Source organism: Prevotella sp. E9-3, assembly GCF_022024015.1.
Lineage (GTDB): Bacteria > Bacteroidota > Bacteroidia > Bacteroidales > Bacteroidaceae > Prevotella.
The window spans coordinates 1,740,690-1,761,054 of the sequence record NZ_CP091786.1 but is presented as its reverse complement, the minus strand read 5'-3'; the positions used below and the strand labels follow the sequence as shown (position 1 = coordinate 1,761,054).

Below are 20,365 nucleotides of genomic sequence, written 5' to 3'. Positions count from 1 at the left end.
ATCTAAATCTTTGAACAATTACTATACTACATCAAAATCATGCAAGCTACCTTCTTAAAAATTAATCCATCAGACTCAGTAGTTGTAACACTTATTGATAAGAGCAAAGGAGAAACTATTGAGGTAGATGGAAAATTAATAAAATTAAACGAGAACATTCCTGCTGGTCACAAAATATTGATTCGCGATGTTACTAAAGGAGAAAACATTATTAAATACGGTTATCCTATTGGACATGCGATCAAAAACATGAAAGCTGGTGAATGGATTAACGAGAACAATCTTAGAACCAATCTTGATGGAACCCTTCAATACACCTACAATCCCATCAATGAGCATCTTAACATAAAAAAAGAAGAACGTACATTTAAGGGATATGTCCGCAAGAATGGTGAAGTTGGAATTAGGAATGAAATCTGGGTAGTTCCAACAGTCGGATGTATAAACGGAATAGCCGAGAAGATTGTTCAGAAGCTACGTGAAGAGACTCAATGCAATAATATTGATAACATTTATGCATGGCATCACAATTATGGTTGTTCTCAGCTTTCAGAAGATCACGAAAATACCCGAAAAATATTACGTAATATTGTATTACACCCTAATGCTGGCGCTGTACTTGTATTAGGCTTAGGTTGTGAGAATAACCAACCGAAGCAATTTATGGAGACATTAGGAGATTACGACAAGAACCGCATCCGACTACTTGTCACACAGGAAGTTGAAGGTAATGAAGTTGAAGCAGCTATGAAGATTCTTCGTGAACTTTACGGGATAGCAAGTAATGATAGACGGCAAGATGTTCCTGTAAGTAAGCTGCGTGTGGGATTGAAATGTGGAGGCAGCGATGGTTTTAGCGGCATAACGGCTAACCCTCTTGTCGGAGAATTCAGTGATTGGCTTGTTGCCCAGGGAGGTACAAGTGTGTTAACTGAAGTACCAGAGATGTTTGGAGCTGAGACAATTCTCATGAACCGATGTAAGACTCCTGAACTTTTCGAGGAAACAGTATCTCTCATAAATAATTTCAAGGATTATTTCCTCTCTCATGGTGAACCTGTTGGAGAGAATCCTTCACCTGGCAATAAAGCGGGAGGAATTTCAACGCTTGAAGACAAAGCCTTAGGTTGCACACAGAAATGTGGTCACGCTCCAGTCTGTGGAGTTCTTGAATATGGTGACAGATTAACAACTGACGGTCTCAACTTATTATCTGCTCCAGGTAACGATCTTGTGGCTGCAACAGCTTTAGCGTCATGCGGATGCCATATTATTCTTTTTACAACTGGCCGAGGTACACCTTTTGGAACATTTGTACCAACAATGAAAATAGCAACAAATCCGGTCCTTGCTCGTAGAAAACCTAATTGGGTGGATTTTTCTGCAGGTCAACTTATTGAAGGACATACTATGCAAGAATTAGTGCCAGAATTTATTGAAAAAGTATTGTCACTTGCCTCTGGTGAAGCAACTATGAATGAAACAAATGACTATAGAGAAATCGCTATTTTCAAGAACGGAGTTACATTATAGGTATTTGTAATATCAATCATCATTAAGTTTATCACGATATACTGCTACACTTTATTTCAAGGATTTGCAAAAGCGTTCGCCTTCTGCAAATCCTTCTTCATATAGCCGTTCTAACTTTTCTACATCACGACATATACGATCTACTTCCATTGGACGCTGAGGGCGTATAACAACAATTTCGCCCCAATCTTCCATCCTTTCAATCATTTCAAGTTGCGAATTATAGGCTTCAACATGATGACTTAACGCTACTCGTAATCGTGGATACTCACCATAACGAAATTTGGGAACCTTCAAATCAAATTCATTCGAACGAAAGCCACGATTTCGGGTAAGAACGACCACGTTTTCAGAATGGCCAGTCTCTATTGAGTGTTGGATAGGAATAGAATCTACGATTCCACCGTCCAACATTGGGATTCCATCAACATAAGTAACATGAGCTACATACGGTAAAGAACTAGAAGCTTTTATTATGGCCGTAAGACGAAGTGCATCCTTCTTCTCAGTAAGATATTCCGCCCTACCAGTAAGACAATTAGTTGCAACAACTTCAAATGTTGCAGGGTTTCGCCAATAAGTGTCATAATCGAAAGGAACTATCTCATTAGGAAAACGCTCATAAAGAATATTTGGATCGAAGATGGATCCTTGCATAAGCAAACTCTTCAATGAGATGTAGTCATACTTCTGCAACATATCAATATTTGAATAGCGAGCTCTTCTCGGCTGGCGACTTAAATACGAAAGTCCGTTACAGGCACCAGCTGAAACAGCAACAACATATGGGAAGTAACATTCATACTTCATCATAGCATCAAGTACACCACTAGTAAAGACACCACGCATACCACCTCCTTCAAGTACTAAACCTGTATTTTGCTTTATAATCATTATTTATAAACGTCAATTTATTATGTCTTTAATACTATAAGAGTATTTTTTTATAATATGAGTCCTTTAATAAAAAAGGGAAACCTTCACAGGCTTCCCTTTTAATAGTCCATTTGCATTATAAAAAAGTACACTGCAAGTGGACTTGCGGAAATCTTTTGTCTCACGACAATTTAATTTCCAAAATTAACCTTAATAATCTAATACCATGAAAAACACACGTGCAAAAGTACTAATATTTATAATACCAGCAAAGTGTTTTAGGTATTTTCTTTCTATTTTTAACCTTTATTATGCAAATCAAGACAGAAAATCGAGCCCTATTCTTGACAATGCTGATTGCGCTATACGCTTATACACAAGACCTAATTGAGAAAAGCGAATAACACTTTGCATAGCGGCTTTTTGAAGTGGTGGTTCAGAAGACATCAAAGCGACAAGAGCTTGATCTATAAACTCGTTAATATCACGTTCGTTAGGCTCGTATTTTCTCATAAACAAGCGAGAAATCACATGATAGCCACATACTTGAGTTAAGACGTCAGGAGACGACAGCCACTGATATGCTTTTATGGAAGCATAATCAAGATACTGATAAAGATTAAATGCAGCCTGTTCGGCTATTTCAAGCGTAGTTGTCTGCTCCATCCAAATATCAACTACCTCCGGAAGCATTTCTTTTGGCGGCATCAGCATCGTTGCCAAAATTTTACACTCACGGACATCTTCTTTCCACAACTCAATAGCCAGTGAATAATTCGGACCGATCTGACTGGCCATCTCACGCAATCGCGGAAGGGTTGCACCCCAATTTAATTTATATTGCAAACCTTTACTACGCATAGATGAGGCCATAACCCCATCCATAATCAGCCGAAACGAACGCTTAATTTCTTGTACTTCCTTGTGTATATCTTTATCCATTATTTCTCACATTTTAGTCAATGTGTCATTAACTTATATCAAAGTCCCATATTCGGAGCTATAACGCAGCATTTGCTGAGCAAGACTTTCACCATAGTAAGGAACGATATCGACTATTTCGCCCCTAGCGTCATATTGCGGTAGAAGCATCGGATTCAAGAAGCCTTTATATGGAGCTAAATTTAATTTTTCATAGCGATGCAAAACTTCATCATGTAGATCTGCATCAACTTTAACAGCATATTGTTCCACCAACTGACGAGCAGCCATAAAGTCGCCTTCACTTTTTATTCGTTGTACCTCAGCTAATAGTTTTGCAATCAACTCTCTCAATTGGCAATAATCACTTATCTCCAAATAAGTATTCCCTGCTTTCTTTACAAGTCTCATCGCAGTTCCATTTTCAAGACACCAATGAGCTATTAATGCCCGATTCAGCATATGGGCTTCTTCAATATTACAACCGCGTTCAATTCTAACTAACTGAGTGATTAAACCATTCATCATATAGGTGTAGTACTGAGCTTTGTAAGCTTCGGAATTCGGAACGAGTCCAAGCTCAACCATTTTCTGATCAGCTATATAGTATAATCCGAACAAATCTGCACGTGCTTCCTCTATTGTATTTCCATATGCTTTCAAAGCGTCAGGATCTACACCTTGAAGCAATTGACCACTACCATGCCCCAAACATTCATGTAGGTCGGTATGAAGATTGTCCAGCGTATCAGCATAATGCTCTATCATACTTAATGTATCGCTGTCAATCACAAACTCCTCGCGAAAGCCATTTCCTTTAGCGGCTTTAGTGTAAGCATCTGTGATATTAGAAATTGTAATACTCTTTGAGCCGTATTCAGCACGTATCCAGTCAGCATTAGGCAAATTTATGCCAATAGCCGTTGATGGATATTCATCTCCACCTAACATAGCTGCACAAATCACTTTTGCAGAAACGCCCTTAACAACCTTTTTACGGAAACGACTCTCAACTGGTGAATTATCTTCAAACCACTGGGCATTATCGCTAATGAGTTGAGTACGACGAGTAGCTTCCTCATCAACATATTCTACGAGTCCTTCCCAAGTACCCTTTAATCCTAAAGGATCACCATATACTTCAATGAAGCCATTGATAAAATCGACTTTTCCGTCTAAACACGACACCCATTTCTTACAATAGTCATTGAAATATTGTAAGTCACCTGTTTCATAGTAACTAACTAAACTAGAAATAATACTCTTTTGCTCATCAGAATTTGCATATTGCTTAGCATTATTCAACCAAAACACAATCTGAGAAAGCGCTTTTCCATAACGGCCTTTAATACTCCAAACATCTTCATACAAAGTTCCATCTTCCGATTTCACCAAGGTACTATTCAAACCGAAAGAAGGAGGCTCGGGCTCATTTATGTATGAACTTTTTTGTGTATTGTAAAAATCTTCAGCCTCTTGTTGAGTTACGCCTTCATAGAAGTGACATGCTGATGTTTTAACCAAATCTTCTCCATCCGTTTTATTTACCCGTTTGGACAGATAATCTTTATCAAAAATCACAGGAATCAGCTCTTCAAGTAAAGCTTTAACAGTTTGTTTGTCTGACAAAGGAAGTCTTTTAGGATCAACGCAATACAAACATTTACTAAAGTAACCCTTTGAAAACCCTGGAACGAATTTCAAGCTTCCATAATGATGATAAATACCATTAGAAAACCATAATCGTTTCAAGTAAATTTCCAGCTGTCTGAACTCCTCAGTATCATGATCAATTGAAGCATCGGTATAGATAAGCTCGAGTACTTTACGAATGCGCAAATTATAGGCACCAAACTGATCAAATGTTATATCTCGCCCAAAAAGTGATGCCTTAGCTAGACAGTATATATACTTTTTCTCATCAATCGTAAGTTTCTCAAAACCATTAAGCCTATAGCGAAGCATTTGCAAATCAGCAAATCGCTCATCAACATATCTAAAATTATCAATTGTCATATCTTTAAATATTATATCTGATTTTCGTTATCCAAATAATGATTACGGTAGGCTTTTGGAGTCATACCTGTGTATTTTTGAAAGGCAGCATAAAAAGACTGACGATGAGCGAACCCTACCATATCACCGACATCTTCCAATTTCAAATCAAAATAACGTTGATCCGCAAGTATAGACTTTGCTTCCTCTACGCGATACTTATTAACAAATGACGAGTAATTCATATGAAACTGCACACGCACCACAGCCGAAATATAACGAACATTCGTCTGCAAATCTTCTGCCAATTTCCGAGCGTTATAATTAGGGTTCCTATATTTTCTTTTTACTGCAATTTGCCGCAAAATACCTTTTTTCAATTCGTCCATCATGCGCGGTCTCACCAAACGACGGTAAGACGACTCCCTACCCTCTTGAATATCTATTTTATCAACAGTCATTTAGTATTTTTATTGAATTACAATGCAAAGGTACTGAAAAACGGCAAAAAATCAGCAAAATAAGAACGATTATTCAAAAAAAAGTTTACGATTTAAAATGAATTTATGTACCTTTGCAGCTCAAAACGGACTTATATAATAATGTATATATAATGAAACCAACCGCTATCTTGCTTCTGCACTGCCCTGACCAACAGGGGATCATTTCGGAAGTGACAAAATTTATCACAGACAATAAGGGTAACATTGTCTATCTTGACCAGTATGTCGACAAACTCGACGGAATGTTTTTCATGCGTATCGAATGGGAACTGGAGGGTTTTCTTATTCCTCGCGAAAAGCTTTACGAGTATATTACAACGCTTTACGCGCAGCGCTACAAAATGAAATTCAGTCTATACTATAGCGACAAGCGTCCACGAATGGCCATATTTGTTAGTAAGATGAGTCATTGCCTTTATGACTTGCTGGCACGATGGAAAGCAGGCGAATTCGATGTTGACATACCATGTATTGTATCCAACCATGAAGACCTTCGCTATGTAGCCGAACAGTTTGGTATTCCTTATTATGTATGGAGTATTAAGAAAGACCATTCCAACAAAGCTGAAGTTGAGAGAGCTGAGATGGAGCTGTTAAAGAATGAAGATATTTCCTTTATTGTTTTAGCACGTTACATGCAGATTATCAGTGACGAGATGATTGCAGCCTACCCTCATCACATTATCAATATTCACCATTCTTTTCTTCCAGCCTTTATCGGTGCTAAGCCTTATCATCAAGCATGGGAAAGAGGCGTAAAGATTATTGGTGCTACCAGTCACTATGTTACAGCAGAGTTGGATGCAGGCCCAATAATAGAACAAGACGTCACTCGTATTACACATAAGGACACTCCTGAGAGCTTAGTACTCAAAGGAAAAGATTTGGAAAAGATTGTGCTTTCACATGCAGTGGCAAAGCATATTCAGCGCAAGATTCTTACTTACAAGAACAAAACGATTATCTTCAGCTAAGTATAGTTATGAACGTAGCTATTGTAAAATACAATGCCGGCAATATCTATTCTGTTGTCAATGCCCTCAGTCGATTGGGGATTGATCCAATACTAACAGATGATGCCGAAGCCCTACAGAAAGCAGACCGTGTATTATTTCCCGGTCAAGGTGAAGCACGTGGCGCTATGGAATATCTGAAGGCGCGCAAATTAGACGAAGTAATCTGTTCACTAAAGCAGCCTGTATTGGGAATCTGTGTAGGTCAACAGCTTCTTTGCAAGCATTCTGAGGAAGGAGATGTCGACTGTATAGGTATATTCAATGCTGAGGTGAAGCGATTCTGCCCCATTCGTCATGAAGATAAAGTTCCTTGCATGGGATGGAATCGACTATTTAACACTACGTCGCCATTAATGAAAGGTATAGAAGGTAATTATGTTTACTTCGTTCACAGTTATTATGTACCTCTTTGCGAAGAAACCATTGCCACAGCAGACTATATTCATCCTTATAGTGCTGCCTTACACAAAGACAATTTCTATGCTACTCAATTTCATCCAGAAAAGAGTGGTAGTGTGGGCGAACAGATTCTAAAGAACTTTCTTTCATTATGAAACAAATAGAACTTATACCCGCAATTGATATAATAGACGGTCAGTGTGTACGCCTAACCAAAGGCGACTATGATCAGAAGACCGTTTACAGGAACTCTCCCGCAGATGTAGCAAAGGAGTTTGAAGATTTAGGGTTCAAGCGCTTGCATGTAGTCGATTTGGATGGTGCCAAGTCAAAGCATATAGTAAACGATCGAGTATTATCCGAAATCACATCAAATACGAATCTCATTGTTGATTTTGGTGGTGGAATCAAAACTGAGGACGATTTGGCGAAAGCTTTTGGTGCCGGTGCTTCAATGGTAACGGTTGGATCTGTAGCGGTAACCTATCCTCATCTGCTTGAAGAATGGATAAATAAATATGGACCTGAGCGAATTATTTTAGGAGCTGATGTACGAAACGGGGTCATCAGTATCAACGGATGGAAAGAGGATTCTAACGAAGCCCTCCTACCCTTTCTTGAGAAATACATTTCGATGGGCGTTAAGAATGTGCTCTGCACAGAAATTTCGAAAGACGGAACCCTTAGCGGTCCGGCCATTCAGCTCTATACAGAAGTGATGCGAGCCTATCCCCAGTTGCACTTAATAGCCAGCGGTGGCGTAAGTTCTCAGGCAGATATAGAGTCACTCGATGCAGCAGGTATTCCTGCCGTAGTATTTGGAAAAGCCATTTATGAAGGACGAATTAATTTAAGCGAACTATGGCACTGGCACGACGCATAATTCCTTGTTTGGACGTTAAGAACGGAGAAACAGTAAAAGGTGTGAATTTTGTAGGCCTGCGTAGTGCAGGTGATCCCGTTGAACTTGGCAAAGCATATAGTAAGGCAGGGGCAGACGAATTGGTATTTTTAGATATCACAGCATCATTTGAAGGACGTAAAACATTTACTGATATGGTAACCCGCGTGGCAAAGGAAATCAATATCCCTTTCACCGTAGGTGGAGGTATCAACGAATTATCAGATGTTGAGCGTCTTTTATATGCAGGTGCAGACAAAGTAAGTGTAAACAGCGCAGCGATTCGTCATCCAGAACTAATAGAACAAATTTCAGAACGCTTTGGTAGTCAGGTATGTGTCTGCGCTATAGACGCTCGCTTCGATGAAGATGGCTGGCATTGCTATCTGAAAGGTGGGCGTGAGCGAACCGAACGTGGCCTATTCGAATGGGCACACGAGGCACAAGAACGAGGAGCAGGTGAGATTCTTTTTACAAGTATGGATCATGACGGCGTAAAGAACGGATATGCCAACGAGGCACTAGCCCAATTGGCCGACTCGCTTTCTATACCCATTATTGCCAGTGGCGGAGCCGGAAAAAAAGAGCATTTTCTTGATGCTTTTAAAATCGGTCATGCAGATGCAGCCCTTGCCGCCAGTGTTTTCCACTTTGGTGAGATTCCTATACCTGAACTGAAAATGTATCTTCGTAATGAAGGAGTTGACATTAGAGTTTAAAAACGTTTTAGCCAAACGCTCCGGTTGTTTCAATGAAATACTGAGAGTATTCTAATCAAATACTTAAAGTATTAATTGTAATGGCCAGAAGTTGTAGTATTCTTATTAAATAGCATATCATTCATTTACAAGTAACAGATAAAGAAAATGAACATAGATTTCAACAAATGCGGCGGTCTTGTCCCTGCCATTATCCAAGACGCAAATACTAAAAATGTACTCATGCTGGGATACATGAATGAAGAGGCCTTCCAAAAAACACTAGACACAAAAAAGGTGACTTTTTGGAGCCGTAGCCGTCAATGTCTGTGGACCAAGGGTGAAACGTCTGGCAATTTTCTTGATTTAGTGAGTATAAAGGTTGATTGCGATAATGACACGCTCCTTGTTAAAGCCATTCCTCACGGACCTACATGCCACACAGGAACCGATACGTGTTGGGGTGAAGATAATAACGACAATAATATCGCTTTTCTCTCAGAACTACAAGATTTTATCGAAAAGCGTCATGAACAAATGCCTGAGGGAAGCTACACTACTAAATTGTTCAAAGATGGTGTGAACAAGATGGCACAGAAAGTTGGTGAGGAAGCACTTGAGACCGTAATTGAAGCAACAAACGGCACCAAAGAGCACCTCGTTTACGAAGCCTCTGACATGCTCTACCATCTCATCGTACTACTCACCAGCAAAGGACTGCGCATTGAAGACCTTGCCGAAGAACTTCACCGACGTCACGATCCTTCATGGGATGCTCAACGTCGCAAAGCAAAGGCCGAAGGAACTATGGAATAAATAAAAAGAAGCAATATGTTAGTAGAATATAAGAATGCTACTATTTGTCAGCAAGACGGATCAACAGTTCTAAGAGATGTTAACTTCAAGGTCGATGAAGGTGAATTTGTCTATCTTATTGGCCGTGTTGGTTCAGGAAAATCATCTCTTCTCAAAACTATCTACTTTGAACTTGACGTTGATGAAGCGGACGAGGCCACAGTATTAGGTACGAACCTGAAAACGCTGAGGCGCAGAGATATTCCCACATTACGAAGACAGATGGGTATTGTGTTTCAAGACTTTCAGTTACTGGCCGACCGGACTGTATATAAGAACCTACGTTTTGTTCTTAGAGCTACGGGATGGAAAAAGAGTGAGGTTGATGACCGTATTGAAGAGGTACTGACCTTAGTTGACATGAAAGACAAAATGCTCTGTCTTCCTCACGAACTATCTGGAGGCGAGCAACAGCGTGTGGCAATTGCACGCGCCTTATTGAACAGTCCTAAGATGATTGTGGCAGACGAGCCAACTGGTAATCTCGACCCAGAGACTGCCACAAACATTATGGAACTTCTTCGTGAGATTTCACAATCAGGAACAGCTGTTATCATGACCACTCATAACATTCCACTACTCGACAAATATCCTGGAATTGTCTATAAATGTCAAAACGGAAAGGTTGAAGAAGTAACTGGCGATTACAACAACATGATAATTGCTGAGGAAGACTAATTTTATAAAAATAGAATCAGTAAATAACATAAAAATATAATAGACTATGAAAGTAATGAAATTTGGCGGAACTTCAGTAGGTTCGCCACAAAGAATGCAAGAAGTGACTCAATTAGTCACCAAGTCTGGACAGCCTGTATTCGTGGTCCTCTCGGCCATGTCGGGCACAACGAACTCTTTGGTAGAGATTTCTGATTATCTTTACAAGAAAAATGCAGATGGCGCAAATGAAGTAATCAATCGCTTGGAGCAGAAATATCAGCGTCATTTGGATGAACTATACACGGTAGAGGAAATTAAGCAGCAGACTGCTGATTTTTTGCGTGAGGAGTTCCAATATCTGCGTTCGTTTACCAAAGAACTTTTTACAAGTTTCGAGGAAAAAAGTATTGTTGCTCAAGGCGAAATGATGTCAACCAATATGGTTGTCAACTATATGCGCCAACAAGGCATCGATGCGGTATTACTCAATGCACTCGACTTTATGCGTACCGACAAGAATGCCGAACCTGATCCTATTTATATTAAGGAGAAACTTACCGCTATTCTTGAAAAGGAAGGACAACACCAGGTGTACATCACTCAAGGATTCATCTGCCGTAATGCATATGGTGAGATAGATAATCTGCAGCGTGGAGGTAGTGACTATACAGCATCACTCATTGGCGCAGCCATTAATGCCGAAGAAATTCAAATATGGACAGACATCGACGGTATGCACAACAACGACCCTCGCGTAGTTGATAAAACATCACCTGTACATCAGCTGCACTTTGAGGAAGCTGCCGAGTTAGCTTATTTTGGAGCAAAAATTCTGCATCCAACTTGCGTTCAACCTGCTAAATATGCAGGTATTCCTGTCCGCTTACTGAACACAATGGATCCTGAAGCAGAAGGAACAACCATCAGCAACACTACCGAATATGGAAAGATCAAAGCTGTGGCTGCTAAAGATAATATCATTGCCATCAAAATCAAGTCAAGTCGAATGCTTCTTGCCACAGGCTTCTTACGTAAAGTTTTCGAAATTTTTGAAAGCTATCAGACTCCTATTGATATGGTATGTACATCTGAAGTTGGCGTTTCAATGTCTATCGACAACTCGGCCCATCTCGGCGAAATTGTGGATGAATTGAAAAAGTACGGTACAGTCACAGTAGATACCGGAATGTGTATAATATGCGTAGTAGGCGACCTTGATTGGTCAAATATTGGCTTTGAAACACGTGTACTCGAAGCAATGAAGAGTATTCCTGTTCGCATGATCAGCTATGGCGGTTCTAACTATAACATCTCATTCCTGATTCGTGAGGAAGACAAGAAGCGTGCTCTACAAATGCTGAGTGACACCCTATTCAACAATTAAATAAACAAACAACACAAACATAACACAGATGAAAGGTGTATTTCCTTTGAATAAGTTTGCAAAATTGCGAACCCCCTTCTATTATTATGACACGGAGTTGTTGCGCACAACACTCCGTGCCATCAATGATGAAGCCAGCAAGCATGAAGGCTTTATTGTTCATTATGCCATTAAGGCTAATGCTAACCCCAAAATTCTTCGCTATATCCGCGAAGCTGGTCTTGGTGCCGACTGCGTAAGTGGCGGAGAAGTTGAGGCAGCATTGAAAGCCGGTTTCTCAAACGACAAGATCGTTTATGCTGGCGTAGGTAAAAGCGACTGGGAAATTAATCTTGGACTCGATAATGATATTTTCTGCTTCAATGTCGAAAGTATTCCCGAGTTGGAGATCATTAATGAACTTGCCGGTCAGAAAGGTAAGGTTGCTCGCATAGCTTTCCGTCTGAATCCTAATGTTGGTGCTCATACACATGCCAACATCACTACAGGCCTTGCAGAAAACAAGTTTGGCATTGCCATGCGTGACATGGAGACAGTTATCGAATTGGCTTCACAGATGGAACATGTAAAGTTTGTGGGACTACATTTCCATATAGGCTCACAAATTCTCGACATGGGTGATTTCCAGGCACTTTGTAATCGCATCAATGAACTGCAGACACAATTGGAAAGTCATCATATTCGTGTAGAACATATCAACGTGGGCGGTGGGCTTGGTATTGACTATCAGCATCCAAATAGAGTTCCTATACCCGACTTCAAAGCCTATTTCGACACTTATGCCAAAAAGCTCAAACTGCGTCCTGGTCAAACACTCCATTTTGAGTTAGGCCGTGCTGTTGTGGCACAATGTGGCTCACTTATTACGCGTACCTTATATATTAAGAAGGGCGCTCAAAAGCAGTTCGCTATTGTTGACGCTGGTTTTACCGACCTTATTCGTCCTGCTCTTTATCAAGCATATCATAAGATTGAGAACATCTCGAGCGATGATGTTAATGAAACGTACGATGTCGTAGGCCCCATTTGTGAGTCAACAGATGTCTTTGCCAAACAAATAGATTTGAATACAACTCATCGTGGTGATTATCTGGCCATCCGTTCTACTGGAGCATATGGTGAGATTATGGCTTCAGGCTACAATTGCCGACAGTTGCCAATGGGATATACTAGCGATGAACTATTATAATAGGTCTTGACAAAGTATTAAATTAACTCATAAAAGTATTTCTTATGAAAGTGCTTCATATTTATCCTCCTAAATCACCTTCAATCGTACAGTATGTAAGTATGCTTGTAGGTAATGATGAAGCACTTCAAACAGATGATCCTAAAGCACTCAGGCAGCTATGTACTGAACAACATCCAGTTATTGTTCATCAACATGGCTGTCTGAATGAGGATATAACGAACGCCTGCTTATGGGCGCGTCTCCAAGGTATTCGTATTGTACTAACGCCTCATGGACAGTTACAGCCATGGGAAATAGATGGTGCTAAAACCACTAAATCGCTCTATCTTAGAAAACTCCAGCAACTCGTATCTCATGCATATACAATTATTGCAAGAAGTCCTATGGAAGCTGAAAACCTACGTAAGCTGAATTGGAACACACGCATAGAAACTGTTGCAAATCCTATCATCACTCGAACCACGACCACAGACAATTTGGTAAATAGTCATCAGATAATATATCGTCAGGTGATGGATTCTAACGTGTTAGAGCTAATGGACACTAATACTCGCAATGCTCTTCGAACGCTCATTAAGGCAGCCATCACGCAAGATGAGCGTTGGGTGAAACCATTCGAATCATCCTCGGTAAATTGGCATCATCTTCTAATCTATGCACATCAGGAAGGTATAGCATCATATGTACAACAAGGACTATTTGTGCTACGTATCAACATACCTGCTATAGAAAGTTCTCCCATTTACTTACCGACGCTCTATAAAAAACCTAAACCGATGGGTACAATACCATTGGTTGACATCATAAACAACATTTATGAATTGTTTCAACAGCATCAGCTATCACTTCTACCACTTGTCGAACTTAACCAAGCTTTACGGCGTGATGATGTAGAAGATGATATACTAATGCAACAACTAAGCGCTGAGAAATTAGACGTTTTCCTGCAAGCAATACTTCCTGTTGTTCAAGAACAGACAGGACTGGATGAAGGATTTATGCCATGTCAGCCAACAGAGAATTCTATTACGCGCAAAATACGCGAACAAATAACAAAACATTTAGAAATTTAACCAATTACTTACAATCCTTGAACTATGAGCACAAACGAAGAACGCTACCTTAATCTGCTATCCAATACTTTTCCAACAGTTGCAGATGCTGCTGCTGAAATCATCAATCTTGAAGCTATCCTTAACTTACCTAAAGGAACGGAACATTTTCTTGCAGACATTCATGGTGAGCATGAGGCATTCATTCACATATTGAAGAATGCGTCAGGTAACATCAAGCGAAAGGTCGGCGAGATATTTGGCAACACTATCCGTGATAGCGAGAAGAAAGAACTATGCACCCTAATATATTATCCGGAACAAAAACTCGAGCTAATAAGAGCGGTAGAACAAGACATTGACGACTGGTATCGCATCACCATTCATCAACTGGTTAAGGTATGTAGAGAAATGTCTTCAAAATATACGCGTTCGAAAGTCCGCAAGTCTTTACCTGAAGAATTCTCATATATTATTGAAGAGCTGCTTCACGAACGCAGCGATGATCAAGATAAAGCAGCTTACGTAGCAGTAATTGTCGATACCATTATAACCACCGGTAGGGCTGATGATTTCATTATCGCTATATGTAAAGTAATTCATCGTTTAGCTATTGACCAGCTACATATTCTTGGTGACATCTATGATCGAGGGCCAGGAGCACATATTATCTTAGACACTTTGCGACAATATCACTCTTGGGATATTCAGTGGGGAAACCACGATGTATTATGGATGGGGGCTTCAGCTGGTAACGATGCTTGCATCTGTAATGTTCTTCGTCTGTCACTTCGCTATGCTAATCTTGTAACTTTAGAGGAAGGGTATGGCATTAATCTTGTGCCTTTAGCTACATTTGCTCTTGACACTTATGGAAATGATCCATGTACCGAATTTATCCCCATTCTTCTAAAAGACTCGAAAATTGACGAGAAAAACAAGCAACTCATTGCCAAGATGCACAAAGCCATATCCATTATCCAGTTCAAACAAGAGGCTGCTATTTTTCATCGTCGCAAAGAATGGAAAATGGAAGACCGCTGTTTGCTTGAACATATTGACTTTGAGAAAGGAACATGTACCATCGATGGCAAAAGTTACCCTATGAATTCATGCAATTTCCCAACTATAGATCCTGCAGATCCTTCAGCTCTTACTCCAGAAGAAACACTTCTCATGAAAAAGCTGCATCACTCATTCAGGATTAGTGAGAAATTAAGAAAGCATATTCGTACAATACTTAGTCATGGTTGCATGTATAATATCTGCAATCAAAACCTACTTTTCCATGCTTCTATACCTCTGAATGCCGATGGCACACTAAAAGATGTAGAAATAATGGGAGAAAAATATGCCGGCCGTGAACTGATGTCTTTTATTGGTCAATTAGTGCGCGCTGCATTTCAAAACGACACGCCTGACGAAACCAAGCAATATGCCAAAGATTATTTTCTATATTTGTGGTGTGGAAAAGACTCTCCCCTATTCGACAAATCAAAGATGGCAACATTCGAACGATATTTTCTCAGCGACAAGGATACTTACAAAGAGGATAAAGGCTACTATTTTCTTCTTCGCGATTCAGCAGAAGTATGCGACCGTATTCTTGATGCATTTGGCATTGTTGGTGATAATCGTCACATTATAAACGGTCACGTTCCTGTGCATGCTTCAAAAGGTGAGAATCCCATCAAAGCAGGCGGACGCCTAATGGTTATTGATGGAGGTTTTTCTGAAGCCTATCATTCTGAAACTGGTATTGCTGGTTATACACTTGTCTATCATAGCCGTGGATTCCAACTTGTTCAGCACGAACCTTTTACTAGCACTCGAGATGCTATTGAACGCGGAAAAGATATTAAATCTACCACACAGATTGTTGAGATGTCAACCCACCGCATGTTAGTTGCTGATACTGACAAAGGTGCCGAACTCCGTGAACAGATAGAAGATTTGAAACTTTTGCTCTATGCCTACCGGCATGGCATAATTAAGGAAAGAAGAAACTAACAAGCTTACAATTCCTTTACAAAGTATCCCATAAAGAAATCTTGAAATGACTCGCAAACAACGCTATGAAAAGATACTAGATCATTTCCAGAAGGAAATGCCTGAAGTTAACACCGAACTTGAATTCGGCAATGTATTTCAACTACTTGTAGCCGTAGTGCTAAGTGCCCAATGTACAGATAAACGTATCAATCAGGTTACGCCTGAACTGTTTAGGCGTTTTCCGGATGCTCTTGCTATGAGTAAGGTGGATTCAGATGAAATATATGAATATATTAAAAGTGTGTCCTATCCAAATGCAAAAGCTCAACACCTTGCAGAACTTTCACGGCGTTTAGTAGCTGACTATGGTGGTGATGTTCCATCTTCTTTCGATGCACTATTAACCCTACCTGGTGTAGGAAGAAAAACAGCCAATGTCATTCAAGCCGTTGCATTTGGACAAGCCACTATGGCTGTTGATACTCATGTTTTTAGAGTGAGCCACCGATTAGGACTCGTATCAAAAAGCGATAATACTCCCTATAAAGTTGAGCAACAATTAGTAAAAAATGTACCTGAGCATTTACGCGCTCGTGCTCACCATTGGCTGCTACTACACGGACGTTATGTTTGTACAGCAAGGAAGCCTCATTGCGAGAAATGCCCATTTGATACCATTTGTCCTAAACTTATATCTGAATAAGCCCTGAAGCTATAATTCAAATTCAAGCATTTCTGATATAATCAACAATCCACTGACCTACTTCTTTCGTTCCATAATGAGCACCACCTTCAACTTGAATTTCAGGTGTACGGACATTTGATTCCAAAGAAGCATCGACAGCCTTACGAATCAGTGCTCCCTCGGCGTTAAGACCAAAATGTTCAAGCAACATTGCAGCTGATAGAATCTGTGCTACAGGGTTTGCCAGATTCTTGTTTGCAGCCTGTGGCCATGAACCATGAACAGGTTCGAACAGTGGAGTATGTTCACCTAACGACGATGAAGGTTGAAGCCCCATTGAACCGGTAATACAAGAAGTTTCGTCAGTAAGGATATCTCCAAAAGTATTCTCTGTAACAATCACATCAAAGAATGTCGGTTCAGTGAGTACACGCATTGATGCATTATCAATAAACATATAGTCTGTTGTCACATCTGGATAATCGGGTTCCATTTCCTTTGCAATCTGGCGCCATAAACGACTTGAAGCAAGAACATTTGCTTTATCGACAACAGTAAGATGTTTCTTGCGCTTCTGAGCCATCTCGAAAGCCAACTTAAGGATTCGTTCTATTTCTGGACGGGTATAGATATCAGTATCATAAGCTTTAAAATCATCTTGATATTTCTCGCCAAAATACATTCCACCGGTGAGTTCACGCAAAACTACGAAATCAGCACCACGGAGCAGTTCGTCTTTCAAGGGAGACTTATGCAGCAAGCAGTCAAACGTTGCCACAGGGCGTACATTCGCAAAAAGACCTAACTTCTTGCGCATTGCCAGCAACCCCTGTTCAGGACGCACTTTTGCCGTAGGATTATTGTCAAAACGCAAGTCGCCTACTGCAGCAAACAGTACAGCATCCGAATTCATGCAAATCTCATGCGTTGCATCAGGATACGGATCACCTACTGCATCAATAGCGTGAGCACCGCAAATAGCTTCGTTGTATTCAAACTCATGCCCGAAACGGTCAGCTATAGCATTTAGCACAGCAACTCCTTGAGTCATTATCTCAGGTCCAATTCCGTCACCTGGAAGTATGGCAATTTTTAATTTCATAGTTTTCTTAATATTTTTCAAACAATCTGTTACCAAAACAGCTGCAAAGTTACAAAAAAGTAAATAAATAGAGCTTTGTTTTCGTAAAAAAGCTATTCGATAGAATTATTTTGACCCATTCCAAAATAAAACGGTCTTTAAAAACGTTTAAATAAGGATGAAACAAAGGTTTTTATATCGCTACATTCTCCTTATGCTTGTCTGGATTCTGACAGGCAACATGGCTATTGCACAATTGTTTACTGTTAAAGGTACGGTTAAAGACGAGGATGGCAACGCCCTTGAACTTGCAACAGTGAGCTGTGCTGAACAGGGGAAAGTAACAATGACAAACCTGAAAGGCGAATACTCTCTTCAGCTACAGTCAGAAGATTCAGTTGTAATACGTTTCTCTATGGTTGGATACAAAACACGTACTCGCGTATTGAGACGTCCACGTACCACACAAACATTACAATTATCGTTGGATCCTCTTGACGAACTTGGCGAAGTCGTAGTAAATAAAAGGCGCCGTCAGACTTCTCAAACTGAACAACTGGATTTAAAAGACATCAAGTCTGTCCCTTCAGCCAGTGGAAATGCTATTGAGGAGTTAGTACAGCAGCAGGCCGGAGTATCTACACACAATGAATTATCATCGCAATATAACGTACGCGGCGGTTCGTTTGATGAAAATTCTGTATATATAAATAATGTGGAAGTTTACCGTCCACTGCTGATTCGTAGCGGACAACAGGAAGGACTTTCTGTCATCAATCCTGATATGGTAGAAAAAGTAGGTTTTTCAAGTGGAGGCTTTTCTGCCAAGTATGGTGACAAGATGTCGTCTGCACTCGACATTACTTATAAACGTCCCAAATCTTTTGAAGCCACAGCCATGGCTTCACTTCTTGGAGCATCTGCCTATGTAGGTATGAGTACCAAGAAATTCAGTATGAGCCATGGACTCCGATATAAAACGAATCGCTACCTTTTAGGCTCACTTGATACGAAGGGCGAATATAAACCCAATTTTCTTGACTATCAAACCAACATCATCTACGAACCCAACAAACGTTGGACATTCAATTTCATTGGCAACATATCAGAAAACCATTACAATTTCTCGCCTACAGATCGCGAAACAAGTTTTGGAACGATGGAAGCTGCCAAATCGTTTAAAGTTTATTTTGACGGACAGGAAAAAGATATATTCCGCACACTCTTTGGTACCGCAAGCATTTCGCGCCATATAGGAGACTCTACTCATATTCGTTTTCTGTGGTCAGCCTTCCATACAAAGGAACAGGAGTGCTACGATATTCAGGGCCAATATTGGCTGGATGATGCGCAATCATCAGAGAATTTAGGTGTTGGCACATATATGGAGCATGCCCGTAACTATCTGACCGCCAACGTCCAAAGCATTAAGCTATTGTTTGAAAAGAAGCTACGCCAACACGAAATTGAAAGCGGGCTCACCATGAAATGGGAACATATCAAAGAGCAGAATCGTGAATGGGAGATGCGTGACTCAAGTGGATATTCAGTACCTCACAGTGATAACCGTTTGGATCTCATATACACGCTGGTCTCTAAAAATGACATGAAGAGCCGACGATATGAGGGATACATTCAAGACACATGGCGATGGCATACAGGAGAAAGTGACAATGACGACGAAAGGCAGACATTCTATACTTTAACATACGGCGTTCGTTTCAGTCACTGGTCGTTTAACGGTGAAACGACTCTGTCTCCACGCGCATCCTTAGCCATTGTTCCCGCATGGAACAATGACGTTACTTTCCGACTGGCCACAGGTCTTTACTATCAAGCGCCATTCTACAAAGAACTGCGTGACACCACCACTCTATTGACAAACAACATGACCGAGGCAACACTTAATTCAAAGATTAAAAGCCCACGTTCATTACAATTCATAGCAGCTTTTGACTACCGTTTCCAGATGATGGACCGTCCATTCAAATTTACTGCTGAAGCATATTATAAAGCACTCTCAAATCTCATTCCATACAATGTCCAGAACGTTAAAGTGACCTATTATGGTGAAAACCTTACTTCAGGTTATGCTACAGGACTTGATTTAAAACTGTTTGGTGAGTTTGTCCCTGGTACCGACTCTTGGATCACTTTCTCATTGATGCGCACCCAACAGAAATTCAATAACACCTGGGTATCAATGCCTACAGACCAGCGCTATGCAATTAATTTCCATTTCACGGATTTCTTTCCAGGAACAGACAATTGGAAGATGACACTTCGCTTAGCTTATGCAGACGGACTTCCTTTTGGAGCTCCGCATAGAGGTCTGGAAGGTCAGAATTTCCGGGCTCCAGCCTATAAGCGCGCAGATATTGGAATGAGCTATTTGGCATATAAAAACAATCATCCTACTACCTATACGTTGAAAAATGTGTGGGTGGGGCTTGATTGTCTGAATCTGTTTGGTATCTCAAACGTGAACTCCTACTATTGGGTAACAGACGTTATGAATCGCCAATGGGCGGTACCTAATTACTTAACCGGACGACAAATAAACGGTAAAGTAATCGTTGAATTCTGAAGAAAATACAAACTGTTACCCCCAAGAGAGCTCCA

Annotated in this window: 18 protein-coding genes; 13 read left to right on the top strand and 5 right to left on the bottom strand. The window is 40.3% G+C overall.

The genetic code is table 11. The features are described from left to right. Window positions 1-36 precede the first annotated feature (36 nt). Window positions 37-1,533, top strand: a complete 1,497-nt coding sequence (locus tag L6475_RS06455) for a UxaA family hydrolase (protein WP_305079896.1) — start codon at window positions 37-39, stop codon at window positions 1,531-1,533. 51 nt (window positions 1,534-1,584) lie between these two features. On the opposite strand, the gene L6475_RS06450 is transcribed toward L6475_RS06455, so the two are convergent. From L6475_RS06450 to L6475_RS06435, 4 genes are all read right to left on the bottom strand, one after another. Beyond that, on the bottom strand, window positions 1,585-2,427 hold the full coding sequence (locus L6475_RS06450) for a patatin family protein (RefSeq protein ID WP_237823771.1): 843 nt from the start codon (window positions 2,425-2,427) through the stop codon (window positions 1,585-1,587). A 300-nt stretch (window positions 2,428-2,727) separates the two neighbouring features. Next, window positions 2,728-3,351: a DNA alkylation repair protein gene (locus tag L6475_RS06445; protein WP_237823769.1), complete on the bottom strand. Its 624-nt coding sequence runs from the start codon at window positions 3,349-3,351 to the stop codon at window positions 2,728-2,730. 33 nt (window positions 3,352-3,384) lie between these two features. Then, entirely contained in the window at window positions 3,385-5,346 is a 1,962-nt protein-coding gene (locus tag L6475_RS06440; protein WP_237823765.1) for a dipeptidyl peptidase 3, read from the bottom strand. An 11-nt stretch (window positions 5,347-5,357) separates the two neighbouring features. Continuing rightward, on the bottom strand, window positions 5,358-5,786 hold the full coding sequence (locus L6475_RS06435; RefSeq protein WP_237823762.1) for an AraC family transcriptional regulator: 429 nt from the start codon (window positions 5,784-5,786) through the stop codon (window positions 5,358-5,360). A gap of 152 nt (window positions 5,787-5,938) precedes the next feature. On the opposite strand from L6475_RS06435, the gene purU reads away from it, so the two are divergent. The 11 genes from purU to nth all read left to right on the top strand — a co-directional run bounded on the left by purU (window position 5,939) and on the right by nth (window position 16,680). Then, a complete protein-coding gene (gene purU, locus L6475_RS06430) occupies window positions 5,939-6,802 on the top strand; it encodes a formyltetrahydrofolate deformylase (protein WP_237823760.1) in 864 nt (287 codons plus the stop codon). An 8-nt stretch (window positions 6,803-6,810) separates the two neighbouring features. Further along, complete coding sequence (hisH, locus tag L6475_RS06425; RefSeq protein WP_237823758.1) at window positions 6,811-7,398, top strand: imidazole glycerol phosphate synthase subunit HisH; 588 nt, start codon at window positions 6,811-6,813, stop codon at window positions 7,396-7,398. After that, a complete protein-coding gene (gene hisA, locus L6475_RS06420; RefSeq protein WP_237823756.1) occupies window positions 7,395-8,126 on the top strand; it encodes a 1-(5-phosphoribosyl)-5-[(5-phosphoribosylamino)methylideneamino]imidazole-4-carboxamide isomerase in 732 nt (243 codons plus the stop codon). Before hisH ends, hisA begins: the two co-directional genes overlap by 4 nt. Next, the gene (hisF, locus tag L6475_RS06415) at window positions 8,105-8,863 is read left to right on the top strand and encodes an imidazole glycerol phosphate synthase subunit HisF (RefSeq protein WP_237823753.1); all 759 of its coding nucleotides are present in this window, start codon (window positions 8,105-8,107) and stop codon (window positions 8,861-8,863) included. Before hisA ends, hisF begins: the two co-directional genes overlap by 22 nt. A gap of 147 nt (window positions 8,864-9,010) precedes the next feature. Next, on the top strand, window positions 9,011-9,658 hold the full coding sequence (hisIE, locus tag L6475_RS06410; RefSeq protein WP_237823751.1) for a bifunctional phosphoribosyl-AMP cyclohydrolase/phosphoribosyl-ATP diphosphatase HisIE: 648 nt from the start codon (window positions 9,011-9,013) through the stop codon (window positions 9,656-9,658). A 15-nt stretch (window positions 9,659-9,673) separates the two neighbouring features. Then, window positions 9,674-10,375 carry a cell division ATP-binding protein FtsE gene (locus tag L6475_RS06405; RefSeq protein ID WP_237823749.1) on the top strand — a complete coding sequence of 234 codons (702 nt, stop codon included), beginning with the start codon at window positions 9,674-9,676 and terminating at the stop codon, window positions 10,373-10,375. Between the two features lie 46 nt (window positions 10,376-10,421). Then, on the top strand, window positions 10,422-11,741 hold the full coding sequence (locus tag L6475_RS06400; protein WP_237823747.1) for an aspartate kinase: 1,320 nt from the start codon (window positions 10,422-10,424) through the stop codon (window positions 11,739-11,741). A gap of 28 nt (window positions 11,742-11,769) precedes the next feature. After that, the gene (gene lysA / locus L6475_RS06395; protein ID WP_237823745.1) at window positions 11,770-12,930 is read left to right on the top strand and encodes a diaminopimelate decarboxylase; all 1,161 of its coding nucleotides are present in this window, start codon (window positions 11,770-11,772) and stop codon (window positions 12,928-12,930) included. 44 nt (window positions 12,931-12,974) lie between these two features. Beyond that, window positions 12,975-14,006 (top strand): glycosyltransferase, encoded by a 1,032-nt coding sequence (locus L6475_RS06390; RefSeq protein WP_237823743.1) that lies wholly within the window; start codon window positions 12,975-12,977, stop codon window positions 14,004-14,006. A gap of 24 nt (window positions 14,007-14,030) precedes the next feature. Next, window positions 14,031-15,995 (top strand): fructose-1,6-bisphosphatase, encoded by a 1,965-nt coding sequence (locus L6475_RS06385; RefSeq protein ID WP_237823740.1) that lies wholly within the window; start codon window positions 14,031-14,033, stop codon window positions 15,993-15,995. Window positions 15,996-16,041: 46 nt separating this feature from the next. Further along, window positions 16,042-16,680: an endonuclease III gene (gene nth / locus L6475_RS06380; protein WP_237823739.1), complete on the top strand. Its 639-nt coding sequence runs from the start codon at window positions 16,042-16,044 to the stop codon at window positions 16,678-16,680. Between the two features lie 22 nt (window positions 16,681-16,702). Here nth and leuB read toward each other — a convergent pair whose 3' ends face one another. Continuing rightward, complete coding sequence (gene leuB, locus L6475_RS06375) at window positions 16,703-17,764, bottom strand: 3-isopropylmalate dehydrogenase (RefSeq protein WP_237823736.1); 1,062 nt, start codon at window positions 17,762-17,764, stop codon at window positions 16,703-16,705. Between the two features lie 157 nt (window positions 17,765-17,921). Between leuB and L6475_RS06370 the strand changes: the two genes are divergently transcribed. Next, complete coding sequence (locus L6475_RS06370; protein ID WP_237823733.1) at window positions 17,922-20,330, top strand: TonB-dependent receptor; 2,409 nt, start codon at window positions 17,922-17,924, stop codon at window positions 20,328-20,330. The last annotated feature ends 35 nt before the right edge of the window (window positions 20,331-20,365 follow it).

Coding starts and splice junctions, on each gene's coding strand:
- L6475_RS06435 (WP_237823762.1), bottom strand. CDS start 5,786: ATGACTGTTGATAAAATAGATATTCAAGAGGGTAGGGAGTCGTCTTAC.
- L6475_RS06450 (WP_237823771.1), bottom strand. CDS start 2,427: ATGATTATAAAGCAAAATACAGGTTTAGTACTTGAAGGAGGTGGTATG.
- L6475_RS06390 (WP_237823743.1), top strand. CDS start 12,975: ATGAAAGTGCTTCATATTTATCCTCCTAAATCACCTTCAATCGTACAG.
- lysA (WP_237823745.1), top strand. CDS start 11,770: ATGAAAGGTGTATTTCCTTTGAATAAGTTTGCAAAATTGCGAACCCCC.
- L6475_RS06445 (WP_237823769.1), bottom strand. CDS start 3,351: ATGGATAAAGATATACACAAGGAAGTACAAGAAATTAAGCGTTCGTTT.
- L6475_RS06405 (WP_237823749.1), top strand. CDS start 9,674: ATGTTAGTAGAATATAAGAATGCTACTATTTGTCAGCAAGACGGATCA.
- L6475_RS06440 (WP_237823765.1), bottom strand. CDS start 5,346: ATGACAATTGATAATTTTAGATATGTTGATGAGCGATTTGCTGATTTG.
- hisF (WP_237823753.1), top strand. CDS start 8,105: ATGGCACTGGCACGACGCATAATTCCTTGTTTGGACGTTAAGAACGGA.
- L6475_RS06400 (WP_237823747.1), top strand. CDS start 10,422: ATGAAAGTAATGAAATTTGGCGGAACTTCAGTAGGTTCGCCACAAAGA.
- L6475_RS06385 (WP_237823740.1), top strand. CDS start 14,031: ATGAGCACAAACGAAGAACGCTACCTTAATCTGCTATCCAATACTTTT.
- purU (WP_237823760.1), top strand. CDS start 5,939: ATGAAACCAACCGCTATCTTGCTTCTGCACTGCCCTGACCAACAGGGG.
- hisIE (WP_237823751.1), top strand. CDS start 9,011: ATGAACATAGATTTCAACAAATGCGGCGGTCTTGTCCCTGCCATTATC.
- hisH (WP_237823758.1), top strand. CDS start 6,811: ATGAACGTAGCTATTGTAAAATACAATGCCGGCAATATCTATTCTGTT.
- hisA (WP_237823756.1), top strand. CDS start 7,395: ATGAAACAAATAGAACTTATACCCGCAATTGATATAATAGACGGTCAG.
- nth (WP_237823739.1), top strand. CDS start 16,042: ATGACTCGCAAACAACGCTATGAAAAGATACTAGATCATTTCCAGAAG.
- L6475_RS06370 (WP_237823733.1), top strand. CDS start 17,922: ATGAAACAAAGGTTTTTATATCGCTACATTCTCCTTATGCTTGTCTGG.
- leuB (WP_237823736.1), bottom strand. CDS start 17,764: ATGAAATTAAAAATTGCCATACTTCCAGGTGACGGAATTGGACCTGAG.